The following is a 23362-nucleotide window of genomic DNA, read 5'->3' as shown; positions in this document are numbered from 1 at the left end:
AGTAGATCTGCTTTCGCTTTTAGTCCCCTCTCCCTCCGGGAGAGGGCTAGGGTGAGGGGCTTTGCTTTTAGCGCTTGCGCCCCACTGGATCAATTTCCGCCAATTCCGCTTCATCCAGCCCTTTACCGGCGCCTATTTCATCTTCATCCACTACGCTCAGCTCCCAGTCAGCCGCTTCGTCGTCGCCTTCAGCGGCCTCTTTGGCATCGCGGGCGCCGTCTTCGCGGATTAACATCTCCGGCTCCAGGTCATCGTCGTTGAGGTCATCACCCGGCAAAGCCGCTCCGCTCAGGCCCACTTTACGCGCGGGCTGACCGGCCATATGCCGGTTGCGTTCTTCATCGGTGAACAAGTCGCTGATGGGCTCGTGGGTCTCGTCATCATCAAAGTCAAGTGGCTCGACCGAGCCCATTTCATCTTCGATGTCATCAATGGGTGCAGGCTGCGGTGCTCCAAACGGGCGACGTGAAACAGTCATGGCAAATGCTCCTGAAGTGAAATCTCAATAGGGTGGACTATAGCTACGCTTCAAAATTCCACCCGGCGTATGACTCGATTACCTTGTGCCTGCGTGACCTCAACCACCGGTAAGCTGTCCTAACTGCGCATCAACTCTTGAGGCCTGACCCGATGAATGAACTACAAGACCTGATTGATAACAACGAACGCTGGGCTGATGCGATCAAACAGGCGGATCCCGATTTCTTCGCCAAACTGGCCCGCCAGCAAACCCCGGAATACCTCTGGATTGGCTGTTCGGATGCTCGCGTACCGGCCAACGAGATTGTCGGCATGTTGCCCGGCGACCTGTTTGTGCACCGCAATGTCGCCAACGTGGTGCTGCACACCGACCTCAACTGCTTGTCCGTGATTCAGTACGCGGTGGATGTATTAAAGGTCAAACATATTCTGGTCACCGGCCACTACGGCTGCGGCGGGGTGCGGGCGTCCATGCAAGACCAGCAGATGGGCCTGATTGACGGCTGGCTGCGTTCGATCCGTGACCTGTATTACGAAAACCGTGAGGTGCTGGCGCTGTTACCCACAGAGGAAGAACGCGTCGATCGCTTGTGTGAACTCAATGTGATCCAGCAAGTGGCCAATGTCGGGCATACCAACATTGTGCAAAACGCCTGGCATCGTGGGCAGAGCCTGTCGGTTCATGGCTGCATATACGGGATCAAGGATGGTCGCTGGAAAAGTTTGAACACCACCATCAGTGGTTTGGATCAATTGCCGCCGCAGTACCGTTTGCGTCCGGCGGGGGCTGTTTAACAGCTCACCCTCACCCCCAAGCCTCTCCCGGAGGGAGAGGGGGCTGATTTGCTTTTAATCCCCTCTCCCTCTGGGAGAGGGTTAGGGTGAGGGGTTTTTACGGCATCACCGGCGGCACATACGCCAGCGTTGTCCCCAACGCCCACAGCAAAAACAGCACCAGCGGCGTATGCACCAGCAATTGCACAAACGAAAACCCGATCAAATCCCGCGCTTTTAATCCCAGCACGCCCAGCAGCGGCAGCATGTAAAACGGATTGATCAGGTTCGGCAACGCCTCGGCGGCGTTGTAAATCTGCACCGCCCAGCCCAGGTGGTACTCCAGGTCATTGGCCACTTGCATCACATATGGCGCTTCAATAATCCATTTGCCGCCCCCCGACGGGATGAAGAATCCAAGGATCGCCGAATACACGCCCATTAACAGCGCGTAGGTGTCGTGGGAGGCAATCTGCACAAAGAATGTCGAAATGTGATGCGCTAGAGTTTGCCCTTCCGCGCCTTTGACCACGGTCATCAGCGCGGCAATCGAACCGTAGAGCGGGAACTGGATCATCACCCCGGTGGTGGTCGGCACTGCACTGGCCACAGCATTCAGAAAACTGCGGGGGCGCCAGTGAAGCAGGGCGCCCAGCATCAAAAATAAAAAGTTGTAGGTATTGAGCCCCGAAATGGCACTGATGGCAGGTTTGGTCGAAAACTCATGAAACAACCAACCGGCGGCCAGCAGCACCAGCAAAATCGTCAGCAAGGGGCTGTATTCCAGCCACTCGCCGGGGCGCGTGCGGGGCGGCAGTTTTGGCAGGCCGAAACTGGGGTCAATGCCGCAAGCCGCCGCATCACGGGCCGAATCAGGGCCGGGCGCGGTTGCATAGGCGACGATCAGCGAAACCACCACCAAGGCCGCCAGCAATACGCCCGATTGCCACAGAAAGATGGTTTCAGTGAAGGGGATCACGCCGGTAATCGCCAGAATCGACGGCGGCAGGCTGGCCGGGTTGGCTTGCAATTGCGCCGCTGAAGACGATAAGCCCAACGCCCAAACCGCGCCCAATCCCAAATAGGCGGCTGCTCCGGCGGCGCGATAGTCCATGCGCAGGTTCGTGCGCCGGGCCAGCGCACGCACCAGCAAACCGCCAAACACCAGGGAAAGGCCCCAGTTGAGTAATGAGGCGACCATTGAAATCAGCGCCACCCAACACACGGCCTGCCGCCCGTTTTTCGGCACTTGCGCCAGTTTGTCGATCAGTTTGACGGCGGGAGGCGAGCTGGCGACGACATAGCCGCCGATGACCACAAAGGCCATTTGCATGGTGAAGGGGATCAGGCTCCAGAAGCCGTCGCCGAACGCCATGGCGGCATCGGTCGGTTTGGCGCCCATTGCCAGCGTCGCCAACGCAACCGTGATCACGGCGACGGCAGCGAAGACCCATGAGTCGGGAAACCAGCGCTCGGCCCAGTTTGAGCAGCGCAGGGCAAATCGGGCAGAACGGCTGTCTGCAATTTCAGCGGCCATGAGAAACCTCTTTTTATGATTATGGGTGGGCCAGTGTCTGCGAATGCACAGGCTGGCGATCACGTTAAATCAATTGGCCGGTATTTCCGATGGGCAGACGATTGGAACCATCCGCAGGCGTCTACAGTCATTGCCTGTAAGCGGCACGCCTGTCGCTGTGAAACGACCTGACAACAAGGAGTTCATCATGAAAGAGCAAACGTGTGACTGCCCGAATTGTAATTGCAGCGTGGGCACTAACGGCGTGGAGCGGGACGGCAAACACTATTGCTGCCAGGCCTGTGCCGATCATCACCCCAAGGGGCAGGGCTGTGCGACGTCCAGCGGTTGCAAGTGCGGCGATAAAGCGCAGTGAGTTGAACGCATGCTAGCGCAGTCATTGACTGCGCGATTCCCTTAACAGGTGTTTATGTTCCGGCTGGGCGCCAGGTCACGTTAGCGATCGCCTTTTTTTCCAGTTCGGCCGGGCTGGTCAATTTCGCCGGATCACGATCCGTGCGTCCGATTCGTATCACCCCAGCGTCGCACCCTGCCCAGTGCCAAGCGCTGGCGGTGTCCAGGCGGGGCAAGCGAATGATGAAAGACTTGGGTTGGCCATGCAGCGTGTAGTCAATAACGTAGAGTTTTGCCGTGTTCATGATCCAGACCTGTCTCCTGTGAGCCCCTGTTATGTCCCTAATGTTGCGTAATCAACCCTAAAAATTTGGCAAAGCGCAGCTGGATAATCAATGACTATCTCATTGGTCTGAGCAGGGTTATTCGCAATGCATTCAATTGGGTGTTTTTTAGGACGAGCGGTCGTGTATTCGCCTTCAGAATCCATCCATTTGGCCGATGTGAACTCACGCTTATTTTTTATTTGCAGTGGGATCACATGTTCAACACACGCTTGAAGCAGGAGCTGTCCGCTCTTCGCGAAGAATTCTCCAGCCTGCAACAAGTTAAAGTGAGCCTGGACAACGAAATGCTGGTGCTCTCCCTGGACGCGGATGGGCGTATCGAATCGGCCAATCCGAATTTTTGTCAGGTGATGCAATACACGGGCGATTCACTTCAAGGTCGGCCTCTTGCTGAGCTGGTACCCGCGTATTTGAAAAATAATGAGCACTACCAACGCCTGCAAAGCTGCATGGCCCGCAAGGAACACTTTTGTGGCACGGTACGTCTGCTGCGCGGCAATGGTCAGGAAGCCTGGCTGCGCTCGATCATGCAGCCGATCCTTGATTCCAGCGGGCGCGTGCTGAGCATTTCAATCATTGCCAGCGACCTGACCCGCACCATTGAAACGTCCCGCGATCACGAGAACTTGATGGGCGCGCTGTTGCGCTCCACGGCGGTGATCGAATTCAACCTCAAAGGCGAAGTGCTCACCGCCAATGATCGCTTCCTCGGCGGCATGGGCTATACGCTGGCGCAGATTCAGGGCAAGCATCACCGCCTGTTTTGCACCGCGCAAGAACAGCACAGCCCAGACTATCAGGCGTTTTGGCAGCGTTTGAACGCGGGCGAGTTTGTGGCGGCGCGGTTTAAGCGTGTGGACAGTCATGGCCGTGATGTGTGGCTGGAGGCCACCTATAACCCGGTGCGCGACGCCAATGGCACGTTGTACAAAGTGGTCAAGTTCGCCACGGTAATTACCGATCAGGTTCAGCGTGAGCAAGCCGTTTCAGACGCTGCCAGCATCGCCTACAGCACGTCTTTGCAAACCGACACCACCGCCCAGCGCGGCACTAAAGTCGTGACTCAGGCGGTGGACGTGATGCGCGATCTGGCCCGCCATATGCAGCAGGCGGGTGACGGTATTGAAGCCTTGAGCGATCAGTCGCAGGTAATTGGCAGTATCGTCAAAACCATCAGCTCGATTGCCGATCAAACCAACTTGCTGGCCCTCAATGCGGCCATTGAAGCCGCCCGTGCCGGAGAACAAGGCCGTGGCTTTGCCGTGGTGGCTGACGAAGTGCGGCAGTTGGCTTTACGTACCAGCAAGGCCACTGCGGAAATTATCAGCGTGGTTCGTCAAAATCAGGACATGGCCCGTGATGCGGTTGTCTTGATGAGTGAGGGCAAGTTACAGGCCGAACAAGGGCTGGCGCTGGCGGCTGAAGCCGGTACGGTCATTGTCGAGATTCAGGACGGCGCTCAAAAGGTGGTGGATGCCGTGGGGCAGTTTGCCAATCAGCTATCAGCCTAGGGTCTGAAATGGCGTAATGGCATTAAGAAAAGTCCCCCAGCAGTGACTGAAAAAGTACTGGTAGGAGTAAACTCTGCGCTTTCCAAAGGAGTTTCTATGAGTCCCTACCAGTCGAGCATTCTTGCCCAACCGATACCTTCGCAAGCGCGTTACATGTTTTTCTCCCTCAAGTCAGTAGAGGCTTTGCCGGCTGCACTCGATACCTTGTCGCAGTGGGTGGATGGCAAAAGCGTTGTGGCGGGTTTGGGCGCGCCGCTGGTAATGGCATTGGGGGCAAAGGTTCAAGGCTTGCGCGTCTTCCCGGCGCTTAACGCGATGGTGGAAAACCCGTCGACCCAGCACGCTTTGTGGCTGTGGTTGCTGGGCGATGATCGCGGCGAGCTGTTGCTGCGCAGCCAGGCCCTTGAGAAGGCGCTGGCGCCGGCTTTCAATGTGTTGCAAGTGACCGAAGGCTTCCGCTACGGCAGTGATCGCGATCTGACCGGTTATGAAGACGGCACGGAGAACCCGGTCGATCAGGCGGCGATCGACGCGGCCATCGTGACCAACGCCGGGCCGGGGCTGGACGGTGGCAGCTTTGTGGCCATTCAGCAGTGGCAGCATGACCTGAACGGTTTTGCCGCACTGCCGTCCGTGGAGCAGGACAACATCATGGGCCGTCGCATGAGCGACAACGAAGAACTGGACGATGCGCCTGACTCTGCACACGTAAAGCGCACAGCACAGGAGAGTTTCACCCCTGAGGCCTTTATCGTGCGTCGTTCCATGCCGTGGACTGAAAACGGCAAGTCGGGGCTGATGTTCGTTGCTTTTGGCCGCACCCTGAATGCATTTGAAGTGCAACTGCGGCGTATGAGCGGCATGGAAGACGGCATTATTGATGGCTTGTATCGCTACAGCCGTCCGCTCAATGGCGGCTATTACTGGTGCCCGCCGCTTAAAGACGGCCGTCTGGATTTCAGCGCGGTGCAGCCAGCTTAACGACTCACCTGTGAGTTGATTGAGTACACGGGAGTCGGGCGCAATGCCCACTCCTGTTCTTCGCGGGAATGTTGTTTCAGGAATTGTCTTATTAATTTGTCGTTGTTCAGGCCTCAGGCTTGTGCAATGAATTCCACTCCAAAAGCTGCCCGAAAAATCCTCCACTTATTTGCCATTGGCCTGATTGTCGCGGTCCTGGCGGGTTCGTTCGTTTATTTGCGCGCAGTCTTCAATGAAGAAGTGTCACTTCGTCGCAGCTATATGAACGAAGCGGTGTTTCATGCACAGGACTTTTTCGTCAGTCGCCAGACCTTGCTGACCAGTCTGGTATTGGCCAGCGTCCCCAATCCCCATGGAGCGCAAGCCTTTGTCAGTGTGAACCCGGAAGAAGAGATGAACATCAGCCTGGGCAGCGATGAGGCGCATTGGAGCCTCTGGTTGACCGGACGCATGATGGATTATTTTCGCCGGCACAAAGTCAATCTGCTGTACGTGCCGCAGATCGACGCGCCCAAGGTGGTACGGCTGTTCGACGCCTCGACGCAACTGCCGCAACTTCCAGCCGTCGTGCTGCAGCGCCTGGCCGATCTGGGCAAGCCGTCACACAGTCCCGTTGATGAGCTGTGGCTGACGGATGATCAGGTGCTGGATTCACCGTTCTACCTGTTCAAACGTCTGGACAAGCGCAAGCCGGACTCTGGCTGGCTGGGCATTGAGGTTGAAGTGTCGGATCTGGTCGAAGCGCTGCGCAGTGAGAGTGCCGGTGACTTTATTTTGCTGGATGACCAAGGGCAGATTTTGTTCAGCAACGCGGTGCAATCCTCGCTGGTCGGCTCGTTGCACACCCTCAATTCGCAAAATTCCTTCGGCTTTATTGGCAACGGCTGGTTCCCTGAACGGTTGGCAATCAGAAAACAGTTGGGGTTTTCCGGCTGGCAGATTGTCTACGCCGTTGACATTGACACCTTGCTACCTGTTTTGGCCTGGCCGCTGGTGGGCTGCATTACGCTGTTGCTGGTGGTTTGCATCGGCTTGCGCTGGTTGATCATGCGCATCGAGCGGCGCTTGATTACACCGGGTGAACATCGCATACAGGCGCTGATTGAAAGCGAGGCTTTCAGCCGCGCGGTGTTGCAAGTAGCCCCCGTGGCACTCTGCGTGATTCGCCGCACCGACGGCACGGTGGTGCTGGAAAACTCCCTGTCGCAGCAATGGTTAGGCAGCAGTGGTGAGCGTGGCACCTTATGCCATGAATGGATTCGTCGGGCTTTTGATGAACTGGACGCCACCAACAGCGACGAAGTTGAAATGGAGGATGGCCGCCTTCTTTACCTCGCTTTCGCCCCCACCCGCTACAAACGTGAAGACGTATTGATTTGTGCCTTTAGCGACATCACTGAGCGCAAACAAATTGAAGTCACGCTGGAGCGCGCCCGGCAACTGGCTGATCGCGCCAATGAAGCCAAAACACTCTTTCTGGCGACCATGAGCCATGAAATCAGAACGCCGTTGTATGGCGTGCTGGGCACCCTCGAACTGCTGGCGCGCACGGAACTGAACGAGCAGCAGAATAACTACTTGAAGGCCATCGAGCGTTCCTCCGGCAATTTGCTGCAACTGATTTGCGATGTACTGGATGTGTCGCGTATTGAAGCGGGTCAGTTGCAGCTGGAACTCAATACCTTCAGCCCGATGGAACTCATCGAAGAAGTCATCCAGGGCTATTGCGCAGCCGCCCACGGCAAAGGCTTGCAGTTGTTTGCCCTGATTGATGCAACCGTGCCGGAGTGGTTGCTGGGTGATGTCACGCGTATTCGTCAGATTCTCAACAACCTGATCAACAACGCGGTGAAATTCACCGATAACGGCAAAATTGTCCTGCGTCTGAAAATGGACAGCCGCGATGATGAGCGCGTCATGTTGCACTGGCAGGTCTCCGACACCGGCAAGGGCATCGCAGATGAAGATCAAGTTCATCTGTTCGAGCCTTTCTATCAAGTGGAGTCAGCGAAGAATGTGGTCGCGGGCACGGGGCTGGGCTTGTCCATTTGCAAGCGGCTGATGCACTTGATGAACGGAACCATGCGGCTGGTCAGTGAGCCGGGGCTGGGGAGCAGCTTCACCCTGCATCTGCCTTTGGTGCAGGTGCGAGACCCACAACGCTTGAGTCGCTTCTGTGAGTTGGCGCCCTCGGTGGTGTATGTGGTGTCGCCTTTGCGCGAGTTGGCGCAGTGTTATTGCGACTGGCTGCGACGCTGGGGCGTTCGGGCCCAACTGGGCGTACCCACGGCGGGCGATGACGGTCGCGGTGCCGTGTTGCTGGAGTTGCACCCCGGTGCAGTGCGCCAGCGGCTGGTGCCTGAATGGCAGGGGCCTGCCGTTGTGGCGGCCAGTGATCTGTCCACACCGCTGGTACCTCAGGAGACCTGCTGGCAAGCCGACCTTAACAGCCTGCAAAACGTGCACCGGGCTTTGCGCAAGGCGCAGGGGATAAGCGTCGATTCACCGCTGGATACGGCCATCGAAAAACCTGAGTTTCAGCTCAAGTTGCGGGTGCTGGTGGCGGAAGACAATGTCATCAACCAACTGATTTTGCGTGACCAGCTCGAAGAATTGGGCTGCACGGTGGCACTGGTCAGCAATGGTCAGGAAGCCCTGAGGCGCTGGCAAGAAGACACGTTCGATCTGGTGCTCACCGACGTCAACATGCCGAAAATGAATGGGTATGAATTGGCCGCCCAGTTGCGCGCGCTGAACGTCACACAGCCGATCATTGGCGCCACCGCCAGTGCGATGCGCGACGAAGAAGAGCGCTGCCTGAGTGCGGGCATGAATCAGTGTCTGATCAAACCTTTTACGCTGCACACCTTGTACAACTGTCTTCAGCACTTCTAAAGGAGGGTCCAGTGAAGCCCTATCGTGTACTGGTCGTTGAGGATCATCCTTTTCAACATGAATATTTGCTGAATGTCTTCAATGGGGTGGGAGGCTTTAAAGTTGACACCGTGTGGGATGGTGACGGGGCGCTGGAATGCCTGTCGCGTCATGACTATGACTTGATTCTGAGCGACTTGCTGATGCCCGTCATGGATGGCGTGCAGTTGATCCAGAAAATTTCTGCCTTGAAAAAACGCCCTGCGCTGGCGTTGATGAGCGCCTCGTCACGCCGCATGTTGATCAGTGCAGGGCTGGCGGCGAAAAACCTGGGCATTTCCGTTGTAGGTTTGATTTCCAAGCCGGTTGAAGCCAATGCCATCATGCGCTTGAAAGAGCGCATGGCGATATTTCGCAACAATGGTGAAAGGCAACACCCGGCATTGGCCATTCAGATTGACTCGCAAAGCATCGAACAGGCGATGAAAAACGGTCAGATTCAGGCGTGGTTCCAGCCCAAGAAATCGTTGCGCAACGGCACGATTCTCAGTGCTGAAGCCTTGGTTCGCTGGACCCATCCTGAGGTCGGTTTGTTGTTACCCAAAGATTTTCTGCCCACCTTGATCCGCATGGGGCTTGAAGAACAACTGCTGTGGTTGATGCTGGAGCAGACCTTGCAGGCCCAACGAAAGTGGCGCCAGCAAGGATGGGACATTCCGGTGTCGATCAACCTGCCCACGCATTTGCTGGATAACCATGAATTGGCAGATCGCCTGCGTGACTACGTCGCGGCCGATGGCGCGGAGCCGCGCAGCATTGTGTTTGAGCTGATGGAAAGCTCAACCACCGAGGAGATGAGTAATTACTTCGCGGGAGCGTGTCGCTTGCGCATGATGGGTTTTGGGCTCGCGCAGGATGACTTCGGCAAAGGGTTCAGCTCTTACTTCAATCTGGTGTCCACCCCTTTTAGCGAACTCAAGATTGATCGTTCGCTGGTGCACGGCTGTGTCGAAAATGAAAACCTGGCATCGGCGCTGCGCAGTCTGGTTGAACTCAGCCGCAAACTGGGGCTGACGGTTGTCGCGGAAGGGGTTGAGACACAGGAGGAGCTGGCATTCCTGCGCGGCATTGAATGTGACCAGGCCCAGGGCTTTTTGATTTGCGGCGCGGTTTCCTGCACGGACTTTGAAACTCTTTTGCTCGAAGATAGCTCTAAGCCATCATGGGGGTAGCCCCGAATATTTCTGATTGGCATGGCCTCCTTTAGGCGCGACCACACGCGTGCCTACTTGGGGGCACGTTTGCCCTTCTTGGCTGGAGCCAGGCAATGCGCGAATTAAAGGTTGTGATTGCCGACGATCATCCGGTGGTCTTGTTAGGGCTTCGGGAAGTCATTCAGCGCAACGATTGCTTCTCACTGGTGGGCGAGGCAGTGAACTCATCGCAATTGATCGGGCAGGTGCAATTGCATCAGCCTGATCTGGTGATTACTGATTTCAACATGCCGGGCGACGACACTTATGGCGATGGCCTGCCGCTGATTGAATTCATCACCGCGCAGTTTCCCCGTGTAAAAATTTTGGTGCTGACCATGGTGAGCAACCATCTGATCATTTCACGCCTGCTGGAACTGGGTGTGGCGGGGGTGATTGCGAAAAGTCATATCCATCAGGAAATCGGTAAAGCCTTGAAAGCGTTGGCTAATGACCGGCCCTATATGGCGCCCGTCGAGCAAGCCAGCTCTGTTATCGCCAACCTAACGGTGATTGATGAGCGCTTCTCTACGCTTTCACCCCGTGAAGTTGAGGTGCTGCGCCTGTTTGTGGCAGGCAGCAGCATTGGTGATATTGCCCGCCAGCTGGATCGCAGTGTCAAAACCGTCAGCACACAAAAAGTTTCGGCCATGCGCAAGCTGGAAGTGCTGACCGATCATGCCTTACTTACTTACTGCATCAAGGCTGACCCTTTCGAGTCCTGAAAAAAGCCGGGGCTGTGGTCGCTGACGAGGCATAACACGCACACTGTTTTCAGGGTAGGAGTCCGGTACGCCATGGTGCAAATGAATGTTTTGTTGGCGGACGATCATCCGATTGTGTTGATGGGTGTCCGCGAAATTATTGAGCGCGACCCGCGATTCAAAGTCGTGGGCGAGGCTCAGAGTTCTTCCGAGTTAATTCGTAAGGTGGCGCTTTTAAGCCCGGACGTGATCATTACCGACTACAACATGCCGGGGGATGAACAGTACGGCGACGGCACGCGTCTGGTGGAATACCTGCGGCGTCATTTTCCTGAGCCACGGGTGTTGATTCTGACGGTGATCTCAAATCCCCAAGTGCTGACTTAGTTGTATGAGCTGGGCATCAGCGCAGTGATTTCAAAAAGTGCCGGACTGGAACAAATACTGGTGGCGCTGGATGCTTTTTACCGTGAAGGCCATTACCAACAGAACACGCTGGATGAGAGTCCGAATGCAGACGCACAGGGCTTCGCCCACAGGCTGGGCCTGCTGACGGTGAAAGAGTTTGAAGTATTGCGCCTGTTCGCGTCAGGCAGAAGCGTGAGTGATATTGCGCTGTCGCTGAACCGCAGCATCAAAACCATCAGCACGCTGAAGATTTCCGGGATGCGCAAACTTGAGGTCGAGAGCGATCAAGCGCTGCTGATTCTGTGCATCAAAGCCAATCTGTTTGCCTGAGTTACAGGTAAATGATTTCCATCAATAACGTTGAGCTGTAACTGCCGATAGCGGGCAGCTCATCTGCCGTCTTCACTGGCCTGACCGACAAATTAAGCTTGAGCAACGTCTCTTCAACAGGGAAGCTCAACGGCTCGCCAAACTTTAAGTCGAGTAATTTGGCGACGCTGGTCATGTCCGTAAGGCGTGTTTTCAAACCCAGATTGTCGAGGGTTGTGCGCAAGGTACTGCTGTCAAAGGCGCCATTGCCCGCGCTGAACTTCAGGATCACCTGACTGCCTTTGATGCACTGAAAATCAAGGGCCACATGGGTCCATTCAGTCACGTCCGAGCGCAGCGAATTAAGGTTCACCTTGGGAATATCAACGCTTTGCGAGGCAGGGAAACTGGCCGTGCAGGGCGGCTTTATCAGCGTGCCCTTGATATCCAGTGAGGGGGCGTCTGCTGCGCAACCTGTGGAACTGAAGCTCAGGAATAGTGCAGCCAATAGTGAAAGCCACAGGCTCATTCGGGCGATCAAGTTCATATCACAAGTAGTCGATATTAATGACGGCGGAAGCCGAGAAATCGCCTTCGGACAATGCGCCTTGAGCCACTAGTTTTGCTTTCATGCTCAGGTCAACCGCCCCATTGAGGTTGGTCAGGTTTCGCTTTGTTCCTTTAATGTTGATGAGCGAACTGTCACTTTTCCACAGCAGTGAATACCCCAGGTTCGCTCTGCCGGCAGACGCCACCGTGTCCGACAGCGCAGAGGAAGCCAAGACGCTGATAGTGAGCACCGTGTTGGCTGGGCAGGTCATGGTCACCGGAACATCAATCTGCGCAGCCGTATCTACCTGGTCATACCGCAAGCTGCCAAAGTCCGCGGTCAGCACTTTATTGCTGGTCAGTGTGCAAGGTGGGCGAATCAGCGTGCCTTTGACGGTGAGTGTGCTGCTGTCACTGGCCGCGAGCGCGTTGCCGGATGCAAGCAGGCCCAGCAATGAGAGGGTGATCAGTGGTTTATTCATGTTCAGTTCCTATGGAAGACGACGAAGCAGGATCGGCAAGGGCAAGCGGTCACAAGTACTCAATGCTGATGACCGAGGAGGCGCTGAACGCTCCCTCGGTCGTTGCACCCAGAGCAACCAGTTTGGCCTTCATGCTCAAATTAACTGAGCCACTCAGGTTGGTCAGGTTGCGTTTAGTGCCTGTCACGTTGACGGCTGAGTTATCGCTGTTCCAGTACATCAAGTACGCCAAATTATCTTTCCCGGCATACGCCTGAGTGGTTGAGCCCTGAAATACGCTTGAGGCTTTGACGCTGATACTCAGTGCCGTGTTGGCGGGGCAGTTCAGCGTGACTGGAATGTCGACCATCGAAGCCGCCGCAATCTGGTCATAGCGAATCGTGCCGAAGTTAACGGTGAGTGTTTTGCCGCTGGTCAAGGTACAAGGCGGCCGTGTGAGCGTGCCGCTGACATTCACCGTAACAGTGTCGGTCGCGGCGTTGGCTGAGGTGCAGGCCATGCCAGCAATAAGTGCTGCGGCCAGCGATACGCGCAATTTCATGGTCGAGCTCCTTTGCCTGATCAAGGGTAGGTAATGTTTAGGGTGTATTGACTGGTGAAGTTACCGGTCGGCGAAACGCTGGTATTTAATCGCGGGCGAAAGCCCACACCGATGATGTTGGCGCCTGTTGACAGGGTTAACGTACGCGGACTGTTGAAGGTGACCGCTGTGCCGTTGTCGGCCCACGTGGCAGCCATCGACAGCCCAGCCAACGTGGTTGCTGAAACACCCGCGCTACCACTGATTGCCACTTGGGTTGGCACCAGAGAGGCCGTGACTTGAGTGCCTCTGGTGCAGTTCATCGTGACGTTTGCCACTTGCTGGGTCGTGGCAAAATTGTTGCTGTTGAGTGTGCCGAAAGACAGGTTCATGGTTTTAGCTGAACCCAGGGCGCAGGTGGGCTGGACCACCCGGTATCTGAGAATAACGGTCTGGAGGTAGTCGCCATAGGCCTCATAACCCCGAATAGAGGTGTCAGTCAGCGATACGCTGACCATGTAATTGCCCGGTGTGGTTGAGGCTGTTCCATAAAGAATTATGTTGTAAGAAAAGGTGTTGCCCACGTACAACTGAACACAGCTCCAAGGCATGCAAACGCCGGAAGCGGTGCCGATAGGCTGCTCAGGAACCATCAAGCCCGAGTTGGTATGGAACACCTGAAGTTTGCTGCCGCTACCCTGCAAATAGGACTGGGAGTGTTGCAGCGACGCGCCAAAGGGATACCAGCGAGTGACCTGGCAATTGGCCGACATATTGGCGGTAAACGCTTGCCCGGGTGGCAGATCGCCCAGATCAATAACACCGGTGGTGCCTGTTGGCGTGCAACTAAGGTTGTTTTCAATCAAGGCAAACGCCTGCTGGCTGGCAAACATGAGCAGCAGGGTCAGCAGGAACAAACAGCCTTTTACCCAGCGTGGGCGAATAGGTTGAACTATCGGATTATTCATCAGGAGTACCTTGAGGTGCTGCTGGCGTGACCAGCGTGGCATCGCAACGGATGTGCAGTTGTCCGATGCCTGTTTCTGAAAGGTCATAGGCACTCAGATCCAACGTTTTGGAGCACCATGGCTGACCGTTGACGTTGATGAGCAGTCGCGCTTTGTCTGGCACACCCGTCATGAAAACCCGACCTTTGTCTGCCACCATGGCCGTGCTCAGCAAGACGCCATTCAGGTCAAAAAGCTGAGATTCGGCTGCAAATGGGGCGGGCTTGCCATCACTGGAGTTGACGCTGATCAGCAGGCGACGGCCGTTATGGGTTTCAAAATTAGCCAGCACAAAAGCACCGCGATTAGGCGTGACTTCCTGAACCAGATTCGCGATGTCGGTGTTGTCCGATAACGAGTCGGTGTTCAGTGACACCTTGTTTTTACGGTAAGGCTGGGCGGATGGAATAACCGTGTAGCCGCTGCTGTTGGTTTTGATCCCGCTTTTGGTCAGTACGCCGACGTTTGCGGCACCCGGTGTGGCGACAATAATGTTGGTTTCGCCTAATGGCTGGGTAAACATCACCGTGTCGCGAGTGGCCACGATTGCGCCTTCCACGCCGTAGTCCGACTGGCGGGTGTTTTGATCCCTGTTGTATGAGCCATGCCAAATAGCATTCGCCGCGTTGTAGCGGGCAGCAATCGAGCTGCCGAGCACGCGGTCATCGTCAGAGATCTGTTGATTGACCCCCACGTTGTAAGACAGCGAGTCGTCCTGGAATTGAGAGCCGCTGAAGGTCGCGTTACGGCTGGCATTGCCGGCTGAGTCCTGGTTCGTGCTCAGGCCCACACGGCTGGTACTGCCTGGGTTGCCGAACGGAATACTGACACTCACCGACAGGCTGCGAATGTCATCGCCGGTGCCGCTGTTTTGTGCCAGCCCGACGTTGTACGAAGCCTGGCCGACACTGAAGCTGTACCCCACTTGAATGGAGGTATTGCTTTGGGCGCGGTTCCAATAATCGGTTTTGGTGAGGTTGGCGTACATGCCGCCATAACTCCCTAACTGTTGCGAAACGTTAGCGGTAAAGCTGCTTTTCATGTGCCCCCCTAAATAAGGCGAAAAAGCTCCGCTGTTGTTCAGGGTTTCATCGACATAGGGCGTCAGCGTGTTATTGGCGCGCGCGTCGATGGCTTCGTTAAAGCTGTAGTAACCGCTCGTGGAGTAGCGGTAGCCCACCAGACTGAAACTGGTGTCCGTGAGGTCGATGGACTTGGCATAGCGAAAGCGATACGACTGGCCAGACAGCGTTTTGGAGTCGGTGCCGATGTCATCGCTGATGGCGTGGGTCACGTCCAGCGAAATGGCACCGAAACCTGCGAAGTCATGGGCGAAGCCTATGAGCGCAGATTTGTACTGCTGACTGACGATGCTGCCGCCGAACAGGGTGGTGCCTTCAGTTAAACCGCGGCGGTAAGTGCCCTGAACAAAACTCGGTTTCTCCGAATTTAACGTCCCGTCGGCGGGGCGAAACTGGCCTGCGGTCACGCTGTAGCTTTGCTGGCCTTCGCGCAGCATGTACGGCACCGACGAGAACGACTGGATATACACCTGGCGCTCGCCATTGGGGCCCTCGACGGTGACTTCGATATCACCGTTGCTTGAAGTCGAATACAGTCCCTTAAGTGCGAAGGGGCCAGAGGGCACCCACTGTTCGCTGATGACGTAGCCGCGCTGGCGCAATGTGACCAATGAGCGGCCGTTGGCAACACCGCGGATAACCGGGGCAAAGTTGCGGGCATCATCGGGCAGCATATCCATATCAGACGCCACGCTGGCGCCGCGGTAGGAAATCGTGTCAAACAGATCGCTGTCGGTAGAGCTTTCACCGAGCGTGGCAATGGCCATCATGTTGCCCAGATCACGCTGGACATAGGTGTCCACCGACTTCCAGTTACCGTCGACGTTGGTGCTTTTCTGCCACGTCGAAAAGTTGCGAAAGCGCCAGGCACCGCTGTTAATCCCGCTGTGGACGCTGCCGAACTGGGACTGTCGGCTGCCGGTCTGGTTGTTGTAGTTGCTGCCGGAAAAACTGTAATTGGCAAATGCGACCTGCTCACCGTCATTCCAGTTTTTACGACGGATCTCGAAGGGCACATCGCCAATGAATGCCTGTGGCACCTGCAGATTTAACTGCTGCTTGTTGAAGTCATAGTCGTAGGTGACGCCGGTCAGTTCGCGGTTGAAGTAAACGCAGTTGTCGCTACTGATGTCGGCGTCTTTCAGGCGTGCGGGGTCAACACCCAGCTCTGTCAGGGCCTGAAGGCTGAAACAGGGGAACAGGCCATTCGGGGTCGATACCTGGTTGGCAGTTTCGCGAATGAAGTTCATGTCCCGTTGTTCGATCAGACGGTCATCCACTGACAGGTCGATGCGGTAAATGCCCGGCAATTGGCCTTGGCTCATTGCTTTAACTTGTTCGGCCACTTCGGCTGAAGCGCTGCCGCCGCCAATTTCCAAAAAAGAGGAGTCGAAGCTGTAATCGGCATGCACGGCGGTCGCGGTAAGACCGACAGCACTCAGGCTGACACTGCTCCAGCTTTTTACTCGGCGCGCGAAGGCGCACATGCGCACTCGCAGCATGAGGAAGTCCTTCTATTCGACTAATCATTCAGAGATCAATGAAGGGTGATGGGTGCTGTCTTGACGGTGCTGCCGTATTCGTTGATGTAGGTGAGCTCCAGCGTGTCGCTGTTCTTCAGCGGTATCACCGTGTTGGCGGTGCTGCCGGGCTTGATCACCTCGGGCATGCCTTTGCTGGCGGTGTTGTTGATCAGAAGATCACTGACGACCACGTTAAAACCCGATGGGTTGTGTACGGTCAATTTCCCGCCTTCAGCGCGCCATTGCAGATTTTTCACTGCATCTTCGAGAGAACCTTGCAGGCCTGCAGGGCGGTAAAACAGTTTGATGGTGGTCTTGAGCGCAATCTGTAAAACGTTCTGGTTGCTTTGCTCGGCGCTCTTGGCCGGGATCGCTTTAACGTTCAGCAAGAACAAGCTTTCTTTATCGGTTGGCAGTGTTTGCGCATTGGTCGCGATGATGCGCAGGATGTTCTGCCCTTTGGCGTCCAAACGGAACAAAGGCGGGGTGATGATAAATTCATCCGCACTGTCGTCTCGGTTGTCGTAAGGGCTGACCCATGACTGCACCAGGTACGGCACACCGTCTTCGCCAGAGTTGGAAAGTGAAAGATTGGCTTCCTTTTCCTTGCTTTGATAAATGACCCGTGTGGCGCCCACATTGACGCCCGCCTGGACTTGCGGCAGCCAAAAACCAGCCGCCAAAGCCAAAAAGGCTGCAACTTTTAAACGCATAAAGATGTCCTCTGTTCAACGCCAGAGCCCGTGTAAAACCACGAGCCCTGCGTTAAAAAACACGCGTTACTTGTAGGTAACGTCGAAGGTAGCCAGCGCGTTTACGGTACCTGTACCGATGCCGCGGGTAGCAGGAGCGTCTTCAGCAGCTGGGGTGTCAGCAACAAGACGTACGTAGGACGCCGTGAAGTCGAAGGTGTTGGATTGAGGGCGCAGCACGTAGTCGGTGCTGGCGGTGTTCAACGGCAGTTTGTCACCGGTACGTGCGTCGGCGATCTGGATACCCAGGCCTTTTACCTGGTTTGAACCGACCATGCCCAGTACGGTCGCATCTGTTGCCGCTTGTTGGCCGCTGAATTTGATGGACGCGTTCTTCAGTGTCGAGCCGCTGCAGTTTTCCAACGAAATCGAGAACGGAGTCTCGCCGGCAGTCGAGCCAACCGTGTTAGCGAAGTCAGCGATACGAACCTGGCCCATGTCCACCGATTTTTTAACGCTTTCGCTGTTAATGGTGCAGGCGTTGTCGTTGACTATGCCGGTGAACTCAACTTGGCCATCGGCGGCGTTGGCAGAGGTGGCTGCCATCAGAACCAGCAGGGAAGAGCCGCAAAGTGCGGAAAGTTTGCCCATTTTATGCAACATGAAAGATGCCCTCTACAAAACTAGTGAAGTGTGAAACCCATTTTTTATTGCCCCCCTGTTCACGGCATGCCGCAGCAGGTGGTACATAGGATGCAATTCGGACGGCTCTTATCCCATCAGACGATTCCTGTTCTGTTTCACTTTGTACGTTCTGGCCGACGCAGTTCCTGATAGGTAGACCCCCATGAAGCAAGCAAAAGTACGTCTTGGTGCACTGGCGCTGAGTTCTCTCAGGCTAAACAAACTGTTGCTTGCGCTAACCGGGCTGGCCCTGTTGCTGGTGAGCATGAGTTATTGGGCGATCAACCGCGTGTTGACGGAAGAGGGCGAGAAGACCGAATTTCACTTCGCGCGTTTGATGGAAAGCATTCATGAACATGAGGCTTTTTTGCGCAGCGCTGCCGAGAGCTACGGTCAGGGTAGCGGCAACCTGTTGATGGACAGCAAGCCGCATTCCCATGTCGAGTTGATCCGTCAGGGCGATGAGCGTTTGTTCCAGAACCGCGACACCGCCAAGTCGATGCCGTTTACGGTGAGCCAGCGCGATCAGTTCAGTGCGACTGACATGCAGGGTGTTTACTCGTTCGGCGTGCAACTGACCGACCTGTTCACCGCGTACTGGTCAGATTCCTACTATGTGGCCCCACAGGTGTTCGTGTTCTCTCCCACAGACCAGTTCACCATTGCCGTGCCCGGCATCGACGGCACCCGGCAATTTCCCCTGCTGCGCAGAAACAATTTCTTTGCGGTGACCAAGCGTCTGTATGACGACCTGATTCCGCGTCAGCCAGCGCTGGCGGACAACCAATTGCTGTGGATGAGAGCACCGACTGGTCTCGTGGAAAAACGTAAATACATCGTGGGAGCGATCGGTATCGATCTGGCTCGCAACTTTGTGCCGTCCAAAGATGATCAGGGTTCGGTCGTGGTAACGGCTTTGCTGGATGTCAGTGATATTGGTGACCTTGAGCGGTTACTGATGAGGACCAGCAATAGTCACCTGACCCTGATCTCGCCGGCCGGTGATGTATTGCTCGGTGACGCCAAGGATGTGGAAGAGCTGGCGCCAGGCTTGAGTTTTGCCCGCGACGGGTTGCGCTTCAAACTGACCTCGGCGGGCCCGGAGCGTTGGACTGGCCTGTATTCCATCAGCTATCAAAACTTCTTTGGCTATGCGAAGTGGCCGTTATTGGCGGCCGTGGGTCTGCTTGTGCTGTTTGTGTTGATTGGCTGGCGCGTTAACCGCTGGTATCGAGAGCGGATCATCGAGCCTGCTCAGCGCTCCAGCCAGTCGCTGGCTGAAAGTGAAGAGTTCAACCGCGTCATGCTCGACAGTGCGCCGGTCGGGTTATGCGTCGTACAACGCGGCACCGGTGTGGTGCTGCTGGAAAACCAGCGTGCGCAGCAATGGCAGGGCACTGCTGAACTGATTGCGTTGTTCAAGCGTGATTATGGTGAGCATGAGTTGGGTGAGGTTCAGCTGGAAGTGGCGGGGCGCTACTTGCAGGCCTGCTTTGCGTTCACCCGGTACAAAGGCAAAGACGTGGTGCTGTGCGGTTTCAACGACATTACCCGGCACGTGGATGACGCCAACCTGATGGAACAGGCTCGTCGCTCGGCCGATGACGCCAGCAAGGCCAAGACCCTGTTTCTGGCCACCATGAGTCATGAAATTCGCACCCCGCTTTATGGTGTGCTGGGCAATATCTAATTACTGGAGCTTACGACGCTCGACAAGCGACAACGTGAGTACCTGTCCACCATTCAGCGCTCCTCCTCAGTGCTGTTCCAGTTGATCAGCGATGTGCTGGATGTGTCCAAGATCGAGTCCGGGCAAATGGCGGTAGAAGCCCAAGACTTCTGTCCGCTGGACGTGTTTGAAGACGCCGTGCGCAGCTATGCCGCGTCGGCTACCAATAAAGGTCTGAATATATTCGCCTGTGCCGATGCCACCCTGCCGCCTCTGGTGCGCGGGGATGCGGTGCGGATCCGGCAGATCATTAATAATTTGCTGAGCAATGCGATCAAGTTCACTGATTCAGGACGCGTTGTGCTGCGTCTGAAAGTCAGTGAACTGGAGCAGGGCCAAGTGTCTTTGCAGTGGCAAGTTTCGGATACCGGTGTCGGTATCAACGAGCAACAGCTGGCGCAGTTGTTCAAACCCTTTTCGCAGGTAGGTGGCAGCGAGCGTGCAGGGGGGGCGGGTCTGGGTTTATCCATTTGCGCGCGCCTGAGTGAAATGATGGGGGCCAACTTGCGGGTGGTCAGCGAGCCGGGGTTGGGCAGTAGCTTCTCCTTGCACACACGTTTGCCGGTGGTTGCTGGCTCGCTGGCTCACAGTGCGGATATTGATCTTCAGGGCATCAGCGTGTCAGTACGGGCGCCACTTAAAGACCTTGCCCTGAGCCTTATTGACTGGCTAACGAGGTGGGGGGCACGGGCGTATGTGTTTGCGGCAGCCGACACGGGTGACAGCAATGCCATTTTGCTGGAGATCGAACCTGACCCATTGCAGCCCGTGCAATGGGCGGGCGAGCGGGTTATTGCCACGGAGTCGGGGCCGGGTCAGGCGCAACGAACGGCCGCGGGTTGGGAGGTCAACGGTTTTGACATTCGCGGCATTGCCAACGCCTTGATGGACGTCGCGCATGGCACCGTTACTCCAATGAAAGTCCCAACGGTAGAACCTGTTTCGCATCTGGCACTGAAGGTGCTGGTGGCGGAGGACAATCCCATTAACCGGGAAATCCTCAAAGAACAACTGCAAGCGCTGGGCGTTCAGGTGACGTTGGCCCAAGACGGTGAACAAGCTGTGCTGCGCTGGCAGGAGGGGACGTTTGATCTGATTATCACTGACGTCAATATGCCCAAACTCGATGGCTACCAATTAACCCGGTACATCCGCCAGTTCGACCCGGCCATTGCGATTATTGGCGTGACCGCCAACGCGATGCGTGAAGAGGGCGAGCAATGCCTGGCTGCGGGGATGAGCGCATGGTTGGTCAAGCCGTTGAGCCTCAAGACATTGCGCCATACGTTATCGGTTTACGGCTCGGCCTCTGTGCAGCAACTCTTGCAGCCAGTGACGATGGCGATTCCCACGGATGACCTGGACGGTTGGATCAACCTGTCGCCGGCCATGCATCGGCTGTTCATCTCCACTCTGCAGGAAGACCTGGAACACGCAGGGCAAGCCCTTATTGCGGGCAATAGCACCACGTTGATCAATCATGTACACCGAATGAATGGTGCATTAGCTTCAGTGCGCGCGGTGAGTCTGGCGGCGGCCTGCAATGAATGCGAACTGGCTTTATTGCAGGAGCCTTTGAGTACGGCCTCCATCGCACTGCTAAATGCGTTGTTGCAGCGTTTGCGTGAGGTGGTGCAGAGAATGGAGGACAGGGTGTAATTATCGCCCCTTGCGGGCGATCTGAGACGGTAATCAGTCGAGCACTATATGGGGTATAAACCGGCTTGTATTCTTTGTGATCAAAGTGTCGTCCTCGCGAATACCAATGCCTGACGGCACATCTCCAATGACCCAGGAACCTATCAACGTAAAGCTGTCGCCGAATTTGGGCAGAGGCTCAAACTTCTGCAGGATAAAGGGGCCTTCGGTATAAGGACCTTCTTGAAAGAGGCGCTCTCCGCTTGTGGTTCGAAGTTCTATATTTGCGCCTTCCCGAGAGAAAAATGGCTTTCGAACCCAGCCCTTCGACAAAGGTTTTTCAGGCGTTGAATCGAAAAAAGCAGGCAGCAGGTTTGGGTGCCCTTTGTTGAATTCCCACAACAAGGGCAGCATGCCTTTGTTGCTCAGAATGGCTTTCCATGCAGGCTCTATGAAACGGGTAGTAGACGCTGGTACAGCACTGCCAAATTGCTCATGAAAGATATGTTCCCATGGGTGAAGCTTGAATAAGCGTTCAATCCCGTTGCCATCGAGGTCGATAAAGCGCCCGGAAGCCGTGAGCCCGATATCTTCAATATCAATATGTCTGGCGTCTATACCCGCAATGCCGGCCATTTTGCGCAAAAAATCCGTTGTGCTGCGATCTTCTACCGAGCCTGAGATTGACGCGAAATAAAACGGTGTGTCCGTATTTAGCGATGCGAAAACACGCGTCAAATCATGGGCGAGCGTGTTGTATTGCGTGGCGTTAACAGGCAAATGCCCTTGCTGGAGTAAATCTTCAAGCCATAGCAATTGAACCGAGGCCGCTTCCAGCAATGAAGTTGGCGTATCTGCGTTGCTTTCAATGAGTTTGGCAGGGCCCTTAGCATCGTAGATAAAATCGAAACGACTGTAGAGATAAGGCTGTCGATCCTTCCAGGAGCTCCACACCAGATCATGGAATTGAGGTGGTATCGCCAGCCGCGAGAGCAACGCTTCGCTCTCGACCACCCGGGCGACCAAGTCCATGCTCATCTCATGAAGCTCTTGAGTCGGCCTTTCAATGTCTTGAGTGATTTGCGCCTCAGTAAACTGGTAATAACCCCGCTCATCCCAATAGCGCGCGCCCTCAACAGTGTGGAAAAAAAATCCGCCGTTCTCCACCTTCTGTTGCCAGTTGGCGCGCTCCTTGATGCTGACTTTTTTCACGGTATGCCCCTTAGCCGCCGAAACTGAATCCACTTGAGCTTCTGCCGCTCCAGCCGTCGCGCGCGTGTGCCTGCCCACCAAATCCCCCTCGCGAGATTGAAGAACTGGTACTCGTAGAGTGGGTACTTGATTGTGTCGTGTAATTGGCGCTGGCAAAGCTGCGCAATACCGTTGGACCGTTAGAAGCCGTGCGAGCGTTGCACGCTTCATAGATCGGCTCGCTGAAGTAGCGGGTGCTACTACCCTTGGAAAGCAGGGCTTTTAAAATCAAGTCGTTTTCCAGGCGGATAGTGTGTTCGTTCCTGATTTCCTTTAACTGCAAGAGTGGCTTAAGGATTTTGTAGTGTTCGGACCAAGATAAAGTTCCCGAAACGGTCAGTTGGAACCCGCTCATCTGTGAAGGTTGCTTTTGCCTGTTGGAAGGGGGGCAACCCTGTCGTATAGCTTGGGTATTGCTCGCATTGGGAGTGCTGGGAGATAGAGCGTTTATGGCCTTTTCTGACATTGCTTTTTTGTAGGCAATTGAACAGATATTCATGGGTATTGGTGACTCGGCGCATTCGCGCAGAGTGCTGAAGTTATGCTTAACCAGAAGGTTGAAAGAGTGGCTTACCCGTGTAATAGGCATGACAGTTGGATGGGGCGTTATAGGGTCATCCGGTTGGCTGCACGCCGTCAGCGCCAGTGGCAGAGTACCGCCCAGCACGAGCTTGAATGAACTACGAGGTCTCAT

At 55.5% G+C, this 23362-nt stretch carries 19 protein-coding genes and 2 pseudogenes; 9 read left to right on the top strand and 12 right to left on the bottom strand.

Annotated features, from left to right (window positions below; all coding sequences use genetic code 11):
• Positions 1–67: 67 nt before the first annotated feature.
• Complete coding sequence (locus tag GHN86_RS08385) at positions 68–478, bottom strand: serine kinase/phosphatase (protein ID WP_153378457.1); 411 nt, start codon at positions 476–478, stop codon at positions 68–70.
• Between the two features lie 152 nt (positions 479–630).
• On the opposite strand from GHN86_RS08385, the gene can reads away from it, so the two are divergent.
• Positions 631–1275 carry a carbonate dehydratase gene (can, locus tag GHN86_RS08380; RefSeq protein WP_153386422.1) on the top strand — a complete coding sequence of 215 codons (645 nt, stop codon included), beginning with the start codon at positions 631–633 and terminating at the stop codon, positions 1273–1275.
• Between the two features lie 97 nt (positions 1276–1372).
• Here the strand turns inward: can and GHN86_RS08375 are convergent, their stop codons facing one another.
• On the bottom strand, positions 1373–2791 hold the full coding sequence (locus GHN86_RS08375; protein WP_153386420.1) for a short-chain fatty acid transporter: 1419 nt from the start codon (positions 2789–2791) through the stop codon (positions 1373–1375).
• A gap of 187 nt (positions 2792–2978) precedes the next feature.
• Here GHN86_RS08375 and GHN86_RS08370 point away from each other — a divergent pair, with 187 nt between their 5' ends.
• Complete coding sequence (locus GHN86_RS08370) at positions 2979–3146, top strand: metallothionein (RefSeq protein WP_153378460.1); 168 nt, start codon at positions 2979–2981, stop codon at positions 3144–3146.
• A gap of 52 nt (positions 3147–3198) precedes the next feature.
• On the opposite strand, the gene GHN86_RS08365 is transcribed toward GHN86_RS08370, so the two are convergent.
• Positions 3199–3429, bottom strand: a complete 231-nt coding sequence (locus GHN86_RS08365; protein WP_153378461.1) for a DUF6555 family protein — start codon at positions 3427–3429, stop codon at positions 3199–3201.
• 236 nt (positions 3430–3665) lie between these two features.
• On the opposite strand from GHN86_RS08365, the gene GHN86_RS23945 reads away from it, so the two are divergent.
• The 6 genes and pseudogenes from GHN86_RS23945 (at position 3666) to GHN86_RS08335 (ending at position 11532) form a co-directional block, all read left to right on the top strand.
• Complete coding sequence (locus GHN86_RS23945) at positions 3666–4982, top strand: methyl-accepting chemotaxis protein (RefSeq protein ID WP_153386417.1); 1317 nt, start codon at positions 3666–3668, stop codon at positions 4980–4982.
• Between the two features lie 96 nt (positions 4983–5078).
• The gene (locus GHN86_RS08355) at positions 5079–5963 is read left to right on the top strand and encodes a Dyp-type peroxidase (RefSeq protein WP_153378463.1); all 885 of its coding nucleotides are present in this window, start codon (positions 5079–5081) and stop codon (positions 5961–5963) included.
• 126 nt (positions 5964–6089) lie between these two features.
• Positions 6090–8858: an ATP-binding protein gene (locus tag GHN86_RS08350; protein ID WP_153386415.1), complete on the top strand. Its 2769-nt coding sequence runs from the start codon at positions 6090–6092 to the stop codon at positions 8856–8858.
• An 11-nt stretch (positions 8859–8869) separates the two neighbouring features.
• A complete protein-coding gene (locus GHN86_RS08345) occupies positions 8870–10069 on the top strand; it encodes an EAL domain-containing protein (protein WP_323369962.1) in 1200 nt (399 codons plus the stop codon).
• 95 nt (positions 10070–10164) lie between these two features.
• The gene (locus GHN86_RS08340) at positions 10165–10815 is read left to right on the top strand and encodes a response regulator (protein ID WP_153378464.1); all 651 of its coding nucleotides are present in this window, start codon (positions 10165–10167) and stop codon (positions 10813–10815) included.
• A 72-nt stretch (positions 10816–10887) separates the two neighbouring features.
• Positions 10888–11532, top strand: a pseudogene (locus GHN86_RS08335) (response regulator).
• Between the two features lies 1 nt (position 11533).
• Here the strand turns inward: GHN86_RS08335 and GHN86_RS08330 are convergent.
• The 7 genes from GHN86_RS08330 to GHN86_RS08300 all read right to left on the bottom strand — a co-directional run bounded on the left by GHN86_RS08330 (position 11534) and on the right by GHN86_RS08300 (position 18029).
• Positions 11534–12040 carry a fimbrial protein gene (locus GHN86_RS08330; protein WP_194286545.1) on the bottom strand — a complete coding sequence of 169 codons (507 nt, stop codon included), beginning with the start codon at positions 12038–12040 and terminating at the stop codon, positions 11534–11536.
• A 19-nt stretch (positions 12041–12059) separates the two neighbouring features.
• Positions 12060–12542 (bottom strand): fimbrial protein, encoded by a 483-nt coding sequence (locus tag GHN86_RS08325; RefSeq protein WP_153386411.1) that lies wholly within the window; start codon positions 12540–12542, stop codon positions 12060–12062.
• A 49-nt stretch (positions 12543–12591) separates the two neighbouring features.
• Positions 12592–13083 (bottom strand): fimbrial protein, encoded by a 492-nt coding sequence (locus GHN86_RS08320; RefSeq protein WP_153386408.1) that lies wholly within the window; start codon positions 13081–13083, stop codon positions 12592–12594.
• Positions 13084–13103: 20 nt separating this feature from the next.
• A complete protein-coding gene (locus tag GHN86_RS08315) occupies positions 13104–14030 on the bottom strand; it encodes a fimbrial protein (RefSeq protein ID WP_153386406.1) in 927 nt (308 codons plus the stop codon).
• On the bottom strand, positions 14023–16653 hold the full coding sequence (locus GHN86_RS08310) for a fimbria/pilus outer membrane usher protein (protein ID WP_153386404.1): 2631 nt from the start codon (positions 16651–16653) through the stop codon (positions 14023–14025). The genes GHN86_RS08315 and GHN86_RS08310 overlap by 8 nt, the downstream gene beginning before the upstream one ends.
• 35 nt (positions 16654–16688) lie before the next feature.
• A complete protein-coding gene (locus GHN86_RS08305) occupies positions 16689–17387 on the bottom strand; it encodes a molecular chaperone (protein ID WP_153386402.1) in 699 nt (232 codons plus the stop codon).
• Between the two features lie 66 nt (positions 17388–17453).
• Positions 17454–18029 (bottom strand): fimbrial protein, encoded by a 576-nt coding sequence (locus tag GHN86_RS08300; RefSeq protein WP_153386400.1) that lies wholly within the window; start codon positions 18027–18029, stop codon positions 17454–17456.
• A gap of 184 nt (positions 18030–18213) precedes the next feature.
• Between GHN86_RS08300 and GHN86_RS24040 the strand changes: the two are divergent.
• Positions 18214–21438 (top strand): annotated as a pseudogene (locus GHN86_RS24040) (response regulator).
• 33 nt (positions 21439–21471) lie between these two features.
• Here the strand turns inward: GHN86_RS24040 and GHN86_RS08290 are convergent.
• Together GHN86_RS08290 and GHN86_RS08285 are read right to left on the bottom strand one after the other, a co-directional pair.
• Positions 21472–22629, bottom strand: coding sequence for a glutathionylspermidine synthase family protein (locus tag GHN86_RS08290; RefSeq protein ID WP_323369258.1), 1158 nt, complete (start codon positions 22627–22629; stop codon positions 21472–21474).
• Between the two features lie 10 nt (positions 22630–22639).
• The gene (locus GHN86_RS08285; RefSeq protein ID WP_153386396.1) at positions 22640–23362 is read right to left on the bottom strand and encodes a DUF1190 domain-containing protein; all 723 of its coding nucleotides are present in this window, start codon (positions 23360–23362) and stop codon (positions 22640–22642) included.

This window comes from Pseudomonas helleri (assembly GCF_009600315.1).
GTDB classification, from domain to species: Bacteria; Pseudomonadota; Gammaproteobacteria; order Pseudomonadales; family Pseudomonadaceae; genus Aquipseudomonas; species Aquipseudomonas helleri_A.
Note: the sequence above shows the minus strand (reverse complement) of the source record. Positions and strands in the feature narration are given on the sequence as shown.